The sequence below is a fragment of the Pseudactinotalea sp. genome (assembly GCF_048594945.1).
Lineage (GTDB): Bacteria > Actinomycetota > Actinomycetes > Actinomycetales > Beutenbergiaceae > Pseudactinotalea.
The window spans coordinates 1-12756 of sequence record NZ_JBMDXJ010000328.1; the positions used below are offsets into that span (position 1 = coordinate 1).

At 70.1% G+C, this 12756-nt stretch carries 12 protein-coding genes; 1 reads left to right on the forward strand and 11 read right to left on the reverse strand.

The window, feature by feature from the left end:
• The 3 genes from ACOJSN_RS14635 to ACOJSN_RS14645 all read right to left on the reverse strand — a co-directional run.
• On the reverse strand, nt 1-1251 hold a 1251-nt coding region (locus ACOJSN_RS14635), incomplete at its 3' end, for an aldehyde dehydrogenase family protein (protein ID WP_420113229.1).
• Entirely contained in the window at nt 1248-1934 is a 687-nt protein-coding gene (locus ACOJSN_RS14640) for a GntR family transcriptional regulator (protein ID WP_420113230.1), read from the reverse strand. The genes ACOJSN_RS14635 and ACOJSN_RS14640, both read right to left, overlap by 4 nt.
• The gene (locus tag ACOJSN_RS14645) at nt 1931-3382 is read right to left on the reverse strand and encodes a fumarylacetoacetate hydrolase family protein (protein WP_420113231.1); all 1452 of its coding nucleotides are present in this window, start codon (nt 3380-3382) and stop codon (nt 1931-1933) included. Before ACOJSN_RS14645 ends, ACOJSN_RS14640 begins: the two co-directional genes overlap by 4 nt.
• A 94-nt stretch (nt 3383-3476) precedes the next feature.
• On the opposite strand from ACOJSN_RS14645, the gene ACOJSN_RS14650 reads away from it, so the two are divergent.
• Nucleotides 3477-4757 carry a PucR family transcriptional regulator gene (locus tag ACOJSN_RS14650; RefSeq protein WP_420113232.1) on the forward strand — a complete coding sequence of 427 codons (1281 nt, stop codon included), beginning with the start codon at nt 3477-3479 and terminating at the stop codon, nt 4755-4757.
• On the opposite strand, the gene ACOJSN_RS14655 is transcribed toward ACOJSN_RS14650, so the two are convergent.
• Genes ACOJSN_RS14655 through ACOJSN_RS14690 form a run of 8 tightly spaced genes read right to left on the reverse strand, consistent with a single transcriptional unit; the run spans nt 4723 to nt 12709 of the window.
• On the reverse strand, nt 4723-5682 hold the full coding sequence (locus ACOJSN_RS14655; RefSeq protein WP_420113233.1) for an LLM class flavin-dependent oxidoreductase: 960 nt from the start codon (nt 5680-5682) through the stop codon (nt 4723-4725). The two genes, ACOJSN_RS14650 and ACOJSN_RS14655, sit on opposite strands and share 35 nt — an antisense overlap.
• A 7-nt stretch (nt 5683-5689) precedes the next feature.
• Nucleotides 5690-6931: a threonine synthase gene (locus tag ACOJSN_RS14660; protein WP_420113234.1), complete on the reverse strand. Its 1242-nt coding sequence runs from the start codon at nt 6929-6931 to the stop codon at nt 5690-5692.
• A complete protein-coding gene (locus tag ACOJSN_RS14665; protein ID WP_420113235.1) occupies nt 6928-8118 on the reverse strand; it encodes a M24 family metallopeptidase in 1191 nt (396 codons plus the stop codon). The genes ACOJSN_RS14660 and ACOJSN_RS14665 overlap by 4 nt, the downstream gene beginning before the upstream one ends.
• Entirely contained in the window at nt 8115-9194 is a 1080-nt protein-coding gene (locus tag ACOJSN_RS14670) for a TIGR03619 family F420-dependent LLM class oxidoreductase (protein WP_420113236.1), read from the reverse strand. The genes ACOJSN_RS14665 and ACOJSN_RS14670 overlap by 4 nt, the downstream gene beginning before the upstream one ends.
• Nucleotides 9195-9197: 3 nt before the next feature.
• Complete coding sequence (locus tag ACOJSN_RS14675) at nt 9198-10079, reverse strand: ABC transporter ATP-binding protein (RefSeq protein WP_420113237.1); 882 nt, start codon at nt 10077-10079, stop codon at nt 9198-9200.
• The gene (locus tag ACOJSN_RS14680) at nt 10066-10857 is read right to left on the reverse strand and encodes an ABC transporter ATP-binding protein (protein ID WP_420113238.1); all 792 of its coding nucleotides are present in this window, start codon (nt 10855-10857) and stop codon (nt 10066-10068) included. The genes ACOJSN_RS14675 and ACOJSN_RS14680 overlap by 14 nt, the downstream gene beginning before the upstream one ends.
• On the reverse strand, nt 10854-11690 hold the full coding sequence (locus tag ACOJSN_RS14685) for an ABC transporter permease (protein ID WP_420113239.1): 837 nt from the start codon (nt 11688-11690) through the stop codon (nt 10854-10856). Before ACOJSN_RS14685 ends, ACOJSN_RS14680 begins: the two co-directional genes overlap by 4 nt.
• Nucleotides 11687-12709 carry an ABC transporter permease gene (locus ACOJSN_RS14690; RefSeq protein ID WP_420113240.1) on the reverse strand — a complete coding sequence of 341 codons (1023 nt, stop codon included), beginning with the start codon at nt 12707-12709 and terminating at the stop codon, nt 11687-11689. The genes ACOJSN_RS14685 and ACOJSN_RS14690 overlap by 4 nt, the downstream gene beginning before the upstream one ends.
• Between the last annotated feature and the right edge of the window lie 47 nt (nt 12710-12756).

The following is a 12756-nucleotide window of genomic DNA, read 5'->3' on the forward strand; positions in this document are numbered from 1 at the left end:
GTTGGCGAGGGCGAGTGCCTCGGCGTCGTCGTCGAAGGGCGTGATCGCCACGACCGGGCCGAAGATCTCCTCCTGGAAGATCCGCGCCGTGGGGGGCACGTCCGCGAACACGGTCGGTGCCACGAAGTTGCCGGTCTCGAAGCCCTCGGGGCGTCCACCGCCTGCGACCAGCCGCCCCTCGCTCTTGCCCAGCTCGACGTAACCCATCACCTTGTCGAAGTGCTCCGGGTGCACCAGCGCGCCCACCTCGGTGGCCTTCTCGTGCGGATACCCGACCTTCACCCGTGCCGCCTGCGCGGCGTAGCGCTCCACGAACTCGTCGTAGACAGCACGCTGCACGAGGATCCGCGACCCAGCGGTGCAGCGCTCGCCGTTCAGTGAGAACACACCGAAGATAGTGGCGTCGACCGCCGCGTCGAGGTCAGCGTCGGCGAACACGATCGCCGGGCTCTTGCCGCCCAGCTCCATGCTCAGACCCTTCAGGTAGGGCGCTGCGTTCGCGAAGATGAGCTGGCCGGTGCGGCTCTCGCCGGTGAACGAGATCAGCGGCACGTCCGGGTGCTTGACCAAGGCGTCTCCGGCGTCCTCGCCGAGACCGTTGACCAGGTTGAACACTCCCTGCGGGACGCCGGCCTCCTCGAAGATGCCCGCCCACAGCGAGGCCGAGAGCGGCGTGAACTCCGCCGGCTTGAGGACCACCGTGTTGCCGGTGGCGAGCGCCGGCCCGAGCTTCCACGACTCCAGCATGAACGGCGTGTTCCATGGCGTGATCAGCCCGGCCACGCCGATCGGCTTGCGGTTGACGTAGTTGATCTGGCGACCCGGCACCTTGAACACGTCGTCCGCCTGCGCCACGACCAGGTCGGCGAAGAACCGGAAGTTCTCCGCGGCGCGCCTCGCCTGCCCCAGCGCCTGCGTGATCGGCAGCCCTGAGTCGAAGGACTCCAGCTCGGCGAGCCGGGTGTCCCGCGACTCCACGATGTCCGCGATCGCGTGGAGCACCCGCGAGCGCTCCCGCGGAAGCATCCTGGGCCAGGGTCCGTCGGTGAAGGCTCTGCGGGCGGCGTCGACGGCCCTGTCGATGTCCGCCTTCTTGCCTGCCGCCGCCTGCAGATAGGTGTCGTTGCTGACCGGGTTCAGTACGTCGAAGGTGTCGCCGTCGACCGAGTCGACGAACACGCCGTCGATGTAGTGCTGGATCCGGGTGGGCAGGTCGGCCGGGACGTGCACATCGGTGGGCGGGGTGCTCATGCCATGGCTCCTTCGGTGGCGTGCTCGGTGCGGCTGAGGAAGGCCTGCAGCGTGCCGGCACGGTGCAGGCGCAGCTGCTGCTCGATGTCGTCGATCGGTGCGCCGGTGGAGATGAGCGTGAGGATCTCCTCGTGCTCGGCCACGGACGCACCGGCGCGATCGGGCACGAAGGTGAAGATCGAGTCGCGCATGTGGCCGAGCCGTGCCCACTCGGCCTCGACGAGCTCCACCAGCCGAGCGTTGGGGCACTGCTGGTAGAGGACTGCGTGAAAGTCCTTGTTGAGGCGGGTGAAGGCGTGAGGGTCGAAGCTGCCGCCGTCGGTGAGAAGCTCGGTCATGCGCAGGTTGATCTCGCGTGCCCGCTGCAGGTCGGCGGCGGTGAGGTGGCGAGCCGCCAGCGCGGTCGCGGCCGCCTCGATGAGGCTCAGCGCCTGCATGCTCGCGCGGTAGCGCTCCTCGTCGACCATCGACACGTGCGCGCCGACGTTGCGCAGATACGTCACCAGCCCTTCCGCCTCGAGCTGACGGATCGCCTCACGCACCGGAACCACACTCATGTCGAGCTCGTTCGCGATCGAGCCGAGCACCAGTCGATACCCGGGCGTGAAGTGCTGGGTGGCGATCCGCTCCTTGATCCACTGGTACGCGCGCTGCGACTTGCTGAGGGTCGGCGTCTCGGTCACTGCTCCGCCTCGTACCTCGCCCGCCACGCGGCGTTCATCGGGAACAGCCCGTCGACCGGGTGGCCCTCGGTCACCCGCGCCGCGATCCACGTGTCCTCGGCCTCCTGCTCCAGCGTGGCCGCGGCGATCTCCTCGGCGAGCGACGGCGGGATGACCACCACGCCGTCGTCGTCACCCACGATGATGTCGCCCGGCTGCACCGTGGTGCCGCCGCAGGCGATCGTCACGTCGCCCTCCCACGGCACGTGCTTGCGCCCGAGCACGGCCGGATGGTGCCCTGCCGCGAACACCGGCAGGATGTCGGCCACCGCGGCGGCGTCCCGGACGCCACCGTCGGTCACCACGCCTGAGGCGCCACGCGCCTTGGCGCGCAGCGCGAGGATGTCGCCGAGCGTGCCCGACCCGGTCTCTCCACGCGCCTCGATCACGATCACCTCGCCGCTCTCGACGGCGTCGAAGGTGCGCTTCTGCGCGTTGTAGCCACCGCCGTGGCCGGCGAACAGGTCCTCCCGGTTCGGCACGAACCGCAGGGTCCTGGCCACCCCCACGAGGTGACATCCGGGGCGCAGCGGAGCAACGCCGTCGACCATCACGTTGTTGAGTCCACGCTTGCGGAGCTGGGCCGACAGGCCCGCGGTGGGAGCCTGGTCGAGTTTCGCGCGCAGTGCAGGATCCAGGCCCGATGCTGGGAGCCCCGCAGCGTCGCGCGACCCCCACGCCTCGGCGCGCTGGTGGTCGTCGACGGCGGGCAGTGATCCGAGGTCGCCGTCGAAGGCGACCTCGCCTTGTGCCACGGTGGTGACGAGGTGCCCGGTGCTCGGGCCGCCGGGGGCGTCCACCTCCACCTCGACCACGTCGCCGGGGCCGATCACGCTCGAGCCGGCGGGCGTGCCGGTGAGGATGACGTCACCGACCTCGAGCGTGAGGTGCTGCGAGAGGTCGGCGACCATCTGCGCGAGCGGGAAGAGGAGCCCGGCGGTGGTGTCCTCCTGCGCGAGCGCGCCGTTGACCCAGGTGCGCACGCGGAGGGTGGCGGGGTCGAGATCGCGGGTATCGAGCAGGGTGGGGCCGATCGGCGTGAAGCCGTCGCCGCCCTTGGAGCGCACGTTGGAGCCCTTGTCGTTGGCGCGCAGGTCGTAGACGCCGAGGTCGTTGGCGGCGGTGACCCAGCCGACGTGACGCCAGGCGTCCTCGAGCGAGACACCACGTGCCTCGGTGCCGATCACCAGTGCGATCTCGCCCTCGAACGCGAGCAGCTCGGTCCCGGCGGGGCGCTCCACGATGCCGCCCGAGCCGGCGACGGAGCTCGAGGGCTTGAGGAAGTACGAGAGGTGAGCAGGGCGCCGGCCACGCTGCTCGGCGCGGGAGGCGTAGGAGAGGTGGATCGCGATGATCTTGCCAGGGCGGGTGGGGAGCGCGGCGAAGCGCCCTGCTGGTCTGGTCGTCATGAGCTCCCTCGCTCTTGCGTGACTCCGATCGTATACGATGCCGTGCCTCGGATCTGTCGAACGAGTTCGCACGCCGGCGCCGTACGGTGTGCCGGTGGAGTCAGTCAATCGCAGCGGTGCCCTTCCTCGCGGTGGCGCCGAGGAGGTCGCACGCGTGGCGAGGGCGATGCTCAGCGAGCTCGACGACGTGCTGCAGACGATCGCCAGCAGGGTCTGGCAGACCGTGCCCGGCTACTCACAGTTCCTGCCGGATCGACAAGAGCTCACGGCGCGCATCCGTGAGAGCGTCCTCAACGTCGTGACGTGTCTGCTGGAGTGGCGGGAGCCGAGTCCCGGAGAACTCGCTCGTTCGGCTGGGACCGGCGAGCGTCGGGCGCTGCAGGGGGTGTCGTCGATCGCGATGATCCAGTCGTTCCGCACCGCGGAGCGAGTGCTGTTGGAGGAGCTGCAGGGGTGGTGCAATCGGATGCAGGTGCGGACCGCCACAGCCCGCGCCTGTCGCGCTGCGCTGCTGCGCGATCTCGACAGCCTCGAGCGGTCGATGCTCGATGCCTACACACACCTGCAGATCCAGATCGAGGCCGACCGGCGGCTCAGCGAACCGAGGCTGTTCCGGCGGCTGGCAGCTGGCGTCCCGATCGATACGACCGAGCTCGAAGAACTCGCCATCGCGATCGGTGTCGCCGACCCTGACCGGACCGAGTTCGTCACCGCGGCTGTGCGCCTGTGGCCCGCACCGGACGGGACTCCGATCGATCGGGTGACAGCAGACCAGGTACGGCATCGCGTCGTCGCCGAGTTGGCACGCTCCCTCGGGAGCACGGCACTCTCGGGCGTCGTCGAGGAGACGGGCCAGCCAGTGGTTCTCGTCGCCGTGCCGTGGGACGCAGAGCCGGAAGCGCTCATGCTGGACCTCGCCCGCGCCCTCGCGCCGATCTCGGAGTGCAGCATCACGGCCGGCATCGGCGATCGGTGCACCGGGCTGGCGACACTCGGCACCTCGTGTCGTCAAGCGCTCGCGGCAGCCGGGGTCGCAGGTGACCCGGGGGAGATGCACCTGTACTCGGACACGCTCCTCGAGGTCATGGTGCGGCGCGAGTCGGCGCTCGCGCGCCAGCTGGTCGATCGCTATCTGGGTGACCTGAGCGGTGAGCTGCTCGTCACACTCCGGACTCACCTCGACCAACGGCTCTCGTTGCGCGCAACCGCTGCAGTGCTCGGCGTCCACAAGAACACCGTCTCCTACCGACTGCGCCGCGTCGAGGAGCTGAGCGGGCTCGATCTGCGTCGCCCCCGGGACCTCAGCCGGCTCGTCGTCGCGCTGGAGGCCTCAGAGCAGCTCAGCGCAGGCCAGCCAGCCGGGCAGCAGCCATGACACCGTCGACGAGGTGCTCGGGATCGGTGCCGCCGTCATCGATCACGACGAGCGAGGCGAGGCCGGCATCGCGGTAGGCGATCATCCGGGCGGCCGCGTCCTCCATGGTGCCCGCGACCGTGACAGCGCGGACCATCGCATCGTCGACGTGCGCGGTGGCAGGCTCACCGGCGAGGAACCGGCGGCGAATCTCGGCCGCCACGTCCTGGTCGATCCCGGCGTGCTGGGTGATCGCGGACGCCCCGTGCAGGCCGAGGTACTTCGCGGTGTGCTCACGGAGCCGGTCTACGGCGGCATCGCGGTCGGGGTCGAGCGAGAACGTCGCGTAGGCGGTCAGCTCCGAGGTGCCGTACGTCGCAGCCACCCAGCGCACGTACTCCGGTGACGACAGCACCGACAGGAACAACCCGTCGGCCTCGTGCGCGCCGAGCTCCAGCGCCCGCGGTCCCTTCACGCCCCAGACGAGGGGGATCGTGCGCGGTGGCTGCGCATCCAGCGCCGTGCGCAGGTGCTGCCCCTGCACCACATCGTCGACGTGCTCACCCGCCAGCAGGCGGCGCAGCGCCCTGGTGTACTCGGACAGGACGGCGATGGGGCGTGCGAACTCGATCCCCAGCCGGCCGGACATCCAGGTGGCGTTGCTTGCCCCGAGCCCGAGAATGCTGCGGCCGCCCGCAATCTCGTCCAGCGCCTGCGCCTCCATCGCGGTCAGCACCACGTGCCGGGTCCATGGGTTGATCACCCCGATCCCGATCCGTACCCGCTCGGTGACGGCCGCCATCGCACCTGTGACGGCGAAAGCTCCGCGCTCGGTGTAGTCCTCGCTCACCCATACCTCGTCGAGGCCGGCGTCCTCGGCCTGCCGGGCGATCCGCACGGCACCGGCGGCTGAGCGCAGACCCGACGGCGCGATCCCGATCCTCATGGCGCGATCATCCCGCGATCGCCGCGTCCAGGGCAGCGACCGTCGGCTCGATGATCGGGGTCTCTGGCAGGCGGGAGGCTGCTGTCGGCACGTCCTTGAGGCCCGTGGAGGTGCCGAGCACCACGACCCGCTGATCGGCCGTGAGGGTGCCTCTGCGTACGAGTTCGGGGAGTACCGCGACGGCAACTGTCGAGGACGGCTCGAGGAACAGGCCCTCGAGGCCGGCCAGCTGCCGTTGGGCCGCCATCGTCGCGTCATCACCGGCCGAGGCGGCGGCGCCGCCGGTGCGGGAGAGCGCGTCCCAGCCCTGCCAGGTCGCCATCGGGCTGCCGATCGAGAAGGCGACCGTCGAGCCTGCGGGCTGGGCCGCCGTCGGGCGCCAGCCGTGCTGGAGGGCGTCCTCGTACGGGCCGAACGGCTCAGCAGCGATCAGCGCCGGCACCTGTGTGCTCATCCCGAGCGCAACGAGCTCCTCGAAGCCGCGTGCCAGCCCCGCCAGGGCATCGCCGTAGGCGACCGGCGCGACGATGGCGTCGGGCACGCCGCCGAGCTGCGCGTGCAGCTCGTACGCGATCGTCTTGTAACCCTCGACGCCGAACGGATTGGAGCCCGCCGGCGGCCCGACGAAGCCGGACATCGGGACCCAGCCACGGGCCTGCACGAGCTCCCGCATCACGAGCCAACGGTCGGTCGGCTTCTCGACGGCGAGCGTGACGGCGCCGTACGACTGCATCAGTGTGGTCATCGCCAGGGGCGCGGACGCCAGCGTCAGCACCACGCATCGGATGCCGGCGCGTGCCGCGTACGCCGCGACCGCAGCACCGTGGTTGCCGGTGCTGGAGACCACCACCGTGTCACGTCCCTGCTGAACCGCCTTCGTCACGGCGACGGCGGCCAGCCGGTCCTTGTAGGACCACGTCGGATTGCGCGACTCGTCCTTGAGGAGCAGCCCGGGCAGGCCGAGGTCTGCTCCGAGCCGGGGCAGCGGCACGAGCGGGGTCCCACCCTCGCCGAGGCTGACCACGGGTCCGCCGTCGATCGGGAGCAGCGGCCGGTACCGGAACAGGCCCGGGTCGTCGGTGGTCTCGAGCCCACGCAGCCCGTCGAGGTCGTAGTCGGGCACGGCGTAGACGTGTCCGCCGTCGACGGCGGTGGGCAGGTAGGCATCGGCCTCCTCGACCCGGGCACCGGTGATCGGGTGCGTCAGGTGGCCCAGGTAGGCGCTGGCGCTGCTCGCGTGGGCGCTCATGCTTCGATCACCTGCAGCTCGCGGCCGCGGTCACTCAGCATGCGGACACCGTCGTCGGTGACGACCAGCGCATCCTCGACCATCATCCCGCCCCACCCGATCTCGTAGTACGGGGTCTCGAAGCAGAACACCTGCCCGGCCGCCAGCGGTGCCGGAGTGTCGGGGCGGATGATGGGCGCCTCGTAGACCTCCAAGCCGATCCCGTGGCCGCAGTGCTGCCGCCGGTAGGGAGCCGGTCCGCTCTGCTCGACGACCTCGACTGCGCGCGCGAAGACGTGCTCGGCCAGGACCCCCGGTCGAGCGAGCGCGAGCTGTGCATCCTCGCCGTCGAGGATCGCCTGGTAGAAGCGTGCCTGCCTCTCGGTGGGCTCGCCGACGACGGCGGTGCGACCGAGATCGGCCCAGTACCCCTGGTACATGCCGCCGACGTCGAAGCGCAGCAGGTCACCGACCGCAAGCGCGCGGTCGGTCGCGTAGGCATCGGCCAGCGCCGACCGCGGTCCTGACGTCACCACGATGAAGCGCGGCTCCATGTCGGCCGCAACGAGCTCGCCCGCGACGATCCGCGCGAGCTCGGCCTCGGTGGCGCCCACCTCGGCGTGGTCGATCGCCGTCAGCATCGCCTGCTCGACGACCCGCGCGGCGCGCTCGAGCAGCGCTACCTCGCCGTCGAGCTTGATCGAGCGCACCGAGGCGAACCAGTCGCTGGCGTCGATGAGGCCGGTGTCGGCGAGCCGGGCAGCCAGGTCCTCTCGCAGCGGCACGGGGCACGCGTTCGCGTCGATACCGACGCGCTTGCCGCCGGCCCCGGCGCGGCGCACCGCGGCCTCGATCGCTGCGGCGTAGTCGGCGTGCTGCTCGACCAGGCCGGTCGCGGTGGCTGTGCCGTCATCGGACTCGAAGAAGAACCGACCGTAGGCGCTGTAGTCGCTCTCCACCAGGCCGGCGTCGAACCCAGGTGCGGAGTCGGCCACCGGACCCGCGACGGCGAGTTCGGTGTCGGTGACGACCGCGGCGAGAGGCGAGACACCGTGCACGGTCGCCGACACGCTGCGGTACCCCGTGGCGTAGTCGACGTTCGCGCTGCTCAACGCCAACGCCGCATCGAACGGGGCGTCCTCGAGTGCAGCGCGCAGGCGGGCTCGACGTTCCTCGATGAGCGCGGGATCGATCAGGCGGCTGCTCATGCTCCACGTCCTTCGGTCTGTGCGGACGCCGATGCGGTTGAGCCCGCCGGCCACACGTCTCCGGTCTCGGCCCGGTACGGCGCGATCACGTTCTCCGAGAACCACTGCATCGCGTCGATCGTCTCCTCGACCGTGTTCTTCGCGAACAGCAGTGCCGACAGAGTGGTGACGCCGGCGGCGGCGTAAGCGCGGACCTGGGCCAGCATCTGCTCGGCGTTCCCGATGAGGTTGCGGCTGGCGAAGTCGGCCGTGTCCTGGTCCTTGAGGGTGCTGGAGGAGAGCGAGCGCATGTGCTGGTACAGCTGCGAGGTCTCGAAGTTCGCTACGGCGTCAGCCGTGTCGCGACCGATCGAGACCGACAGCTGGGGGGCCACGTCGAAGTCCTCCGGAAGCACCCGGCCGGCTTCGTCCGCCAGCTCACGGATCGCCGTCATGCCGGCGGCAACCTCGTCGGGAGTCAGCACGGCGGGGAGCCAGCCGTGGCCGTACCGGGCGGCCCGCTCGCGCGCGCCGGTCGAGTTGCCGCCGGACAAGATGGGGATCGTGCGCTGGCGCGGCTTGGGAAAGGACTCGACGTCGTTGAAGTTCACGAACTCGCCCGCGAAGGAGGCACGGCGTTCGCTGAAGAGCAGCTGCAGGGCCTGTGTGTACTCCTCGGCCTGACGGCCGCGATGGATGCGGGCGCCCGGCCACATCGCCTCGGCCTCCTCACGGTAGGCGCCGATGCCGACGCCGAGCTTGAACCGGCCTCCGGAGAGCTGGTCGAGGGTGGTGACCTGCTTGGCGAGCACGACCGGGTTGCGGAAGGCAAACACCGTGATCGCGGTGCCGAGTTCGAGCGTCGTGGTCTGGCCCGCCACGTAGGCGAGGTAGAGATACGGGTCGTAGTACCGCGGCGGCTGCTCGAACTCGGCGCGCACGTACTGCTGGGTCGTGACGTGATCGTTGCCCCAGACACTGTTGAAGCCGAGCCGCTCGGCCTCGACGGCGAGCTGGACGGCCTGCTCGGGGTCCGCGTACGGCACCGGGTACATCAGGCCTTCCGTTCCGGTGGGCACGCCTAGTCCGAAGCGCATGGTTCAGCTCTCCTCTGTGTCGATGTCGTCAGTTGGCACAGGGGTGACCTGTTCCAAGGATGTGGGCTCGGGATCGAGGGCAGCGCTGGGATCGGCTGCGACTGCCGCCCGATGGCGACGGCCTCGCGCAGGATCCATGCCGGGCACGGCGGCGAGCAGCGTCTGCGTATACGGGTGCTGGGGATCGTCGAGCACGCTGCGGTCACCGCGCTCGACGATCTGACCGCGCTGCATCACGACAACCTCGTGCGCGCAGGCGCGCGCGACGGCGATGTCATGGGTGATGAAGATGTAGCTGAGGCCCCGCTCGGCCTGCAACTCACGCAGCAGCGTGACGATGCGGCCGCGGATCGACTGGTCCAGGCCACTGGTCGGCTCGTCGAGCACGATCAGCTCGGGGTCGGCGGCGAGAGCGCGGGCGATCGCGACGCGCTGCTGCTGACCACCGGAGAGCTCCGCCGGACGTCGGGTGCGCAGGTTCGTCGGCAGATGCACGGCTGCGAGCAGCTCGTCCACGCGGGTAGCCGCATCCTGCCGGCTCAGACCCGCGAGGAGCCGCAGCGGCTCGGTGAGCGTGGTCTCGACGCGGTACTTGGCGTTGAGCGACTGCAGCGGGCTCTGGAACACCATCTGGATCCGCCGACGCTCCGGGCCGCGCAGACGTCTGCTGTCCAGAGGCTCGCCGTCGAAGCGGAGCTCGCCTGCGGAGGGTGGCTGGAGCCCGGCGACGATCGTGCCGAGCGTCGACTTGCCCGAGCCCGATTCGCCGACGACGGCGAGGGTGCGGCCGCGTCCCAGAGTGACGTCGACGCCGTCGAGTGCGCGGACCTCGTGCCCGCGGACCTGGAAGGTTCGACGAAGGTCCGTGACCTCAAGAAGTGGCATCGGAGTCCTCCAGCTCGTTCGCGGACTCGAGCAGGTAGCGCGTGTAGGTGTGCTGCGGCGAGCTGAGCACCTGGGCCACAGGGCCGGTCTCGGCGAGGCTGCCTCGGTAGAGCACGTTGAGGCGGTCGCAGGTCTCGGCGACGACCCCAAGGTCGTGCGTCACCAGCAGCACGCCGCAGCCGGTCTCCTCGGTCAGCTCGACGATGAGGTCGAGGATGCGCGCTTGCACGGTGACGTCCAGCGCGGTGGTCGGCTCGTCCGCGATCAGCAGCCGCGGGCGGCAGGCCAGTGCCATTGCGATCATGACACGCTGGCACATCCCGCCGGAGAGCTGGTGCGGGTAGGCGCGTGCGGTGCGCTCGGCGTCGGGGATGTGCACCCGTTCGAGCATCTCGGCGGCGGCGGTCCGCGCCTGCCCGCGCGACATTCCCTGGTGCAGGATCGCGATCCTCGCGATCTGTTCGCCGACCCGCATCAGCGGGTTCAGCGAGTCGCGCGGGTTCTGGAAGATCATCGCGAACCGGCTCGCAACCGAGCGCTCCGCCGCATCGGTGACATCCTCGCCGTCGACCGTGAAGCGACCTGCCGTCTGTCGCACGCCTCGCGGCAGGATGCCCATGGCGGCGAACGAGGTCATCGACTTGCCGGAACCGGACTCGCCGACCAGACCCACGATCTCGCCGGGGGCGATCTCCAGCGAGACATCGGTGAGGATCTCCGCGCCGGTGGCCTCTGCCGTGACGCTGAGTCCCTCGATCGTCAGGAGCGGTGTACTCATGCGGAGTCTCCCGCCAGGTCGTCACCGATGAAGTGCAGGGCTGCCACGGTGACGGCGATCAGCAGACCCGGGAAGAACGCCGTCCACCACTGTCCGGTGAGCATGTTGGAGGCGCCCTCGGCGACCATCACGCCCCACTCGGCGGTCGGTGGGTGAATGCCGACTCCGAGGTAGGCCAGTCCGGCGACGTTGAGGATCGAGTAGCCGCAGACCAGCGTGAGCTGCACGGCAGCCGGTCGGATCGAGTTCGGCAGCACGTGCGCGAACGCCGTCCGCAACCAGCCGGCGCCCGAAACGCGGGCGGCCGCGACGTAGTCGAGCTCGCGCTCGCTGAGCGCCTTGGCACGCACCAGCCGGACGAACGGGGCGATCTGGGCGATCGCGAGAGCCACCGCGAGGTTCGGGATCGAGTCACCGACCGAGACCAGCAGGATCATCGCGAGGATGAAACCGGGAAAGGCCATGAGGATGTCGACCAGCCGCATCACGACGTCGTCGACCTTGCCGCCGAGGTACCCGGAGATGACGCCGACGGCGGAACCGAGGACCATCGCCAGTACGGCGACGCTGACGCCGAGCGCGAGGTCGAGGCGGATCGCGTGCACGCAGCGCGCCAGGATGTCGCGGCCGTAGCTGTCGGTGCCGAACCAATGGTCGGCCGACGGCGGCAGGAACGGTGTGGCGATCCGTGCCGCGGGGTCTGCCACGACGAACGGACCGATGATCCCGATGAGCAGGAGCGCGCCGATGACGATCACTCCGATCACGAGGAACGGACGGCGCCGACGCGGCGAGCTGCGCACAAGGTCGGGGGTAGCGGTGACGGCGGTCATGCGGCCCGCCCTCCGAGTCGGATCCGAGGATCGATGAAGCCGTAGACGAGGTCAACGACGAAGTTCAGGACGATGTAGATGACGCCGACGATCAGCGCATAACCCTGCAGCAGTTCCAGGTCGTTGGAGCCGAGCGCGTCGTAGGCGACGCGCCCCATGCCAGGCCAGCTGAAGAGCCGCTCCACGATGACGTTGCCACCGAGCAGGAAGCCGATCACCAGGCCGATCGCCGTGAGGACCTGCAGCATCGCGTTGCGGAGCCGGTCGCGCCAGAGCACCTGAAGCGGGGGAACGCCGTAGGCGCGGGCGGTGCGAGTGAAGCCGGCGTCCTCGGTGGCGATCATCGCCGAGCGCACCATCTTGAGCACCGCAGCGGACGCGCCGAGCCCGAGGGTGAGGGCGGGCAGCGCGAGCGCGCGCAACGCCTGCCAGACCGCGCTTGTATTGCCGGTGAGCAGACCGTCGATCACGAACAGACCCGTGATGGTGGTCGGTGGCGAGGTGCCGATCGGCAGCCGGCCGACCGGGCCCGGGAGGAGCCCTGCGAGCGAGTAGAGACCGTAGATCAGCAGCAGCCCGAGCCAGATTGGCGCCATGCTGGATCCGAGCACGGCGAAGAGCCGGGCGAGTGCGTCTGAGGTGCGGCCCCGCTTCGAGGCTGCGAGCATCCCGAGCGGAAAGCCCACGACGAGCGCGATGACGAGGCCGGCGGTGGCCAGTTCGATCGTTGCTGGCAGTCGTGCGAAGAGTTCGTCCGCGACCGGCCGTCCCGTGGAGATCGCGGTGCCCATATCGCCCCGCACGAGACCGGCGAGGTAGTCGCCCAGCTGGACCCAGATCGGCTGATCCAGGCCCATCCGAATGCGGAGCGCGTCGATGTCCTCCTGCGTGGCCTCGGGACCGAGCCGGGCGGCAGCGGCGTCACCGGGAAGGATCCGCACCACGAGGAACACGACCAGCACGAGCCCGACGACGGTGATCGCAGAGATCGCGAGCCGGCGCAGCATGTAGCGGAGCATGAGGATTCCTCAGACGGGGGCGGTGGAGCGGAGGTCGTGGGCGGCCA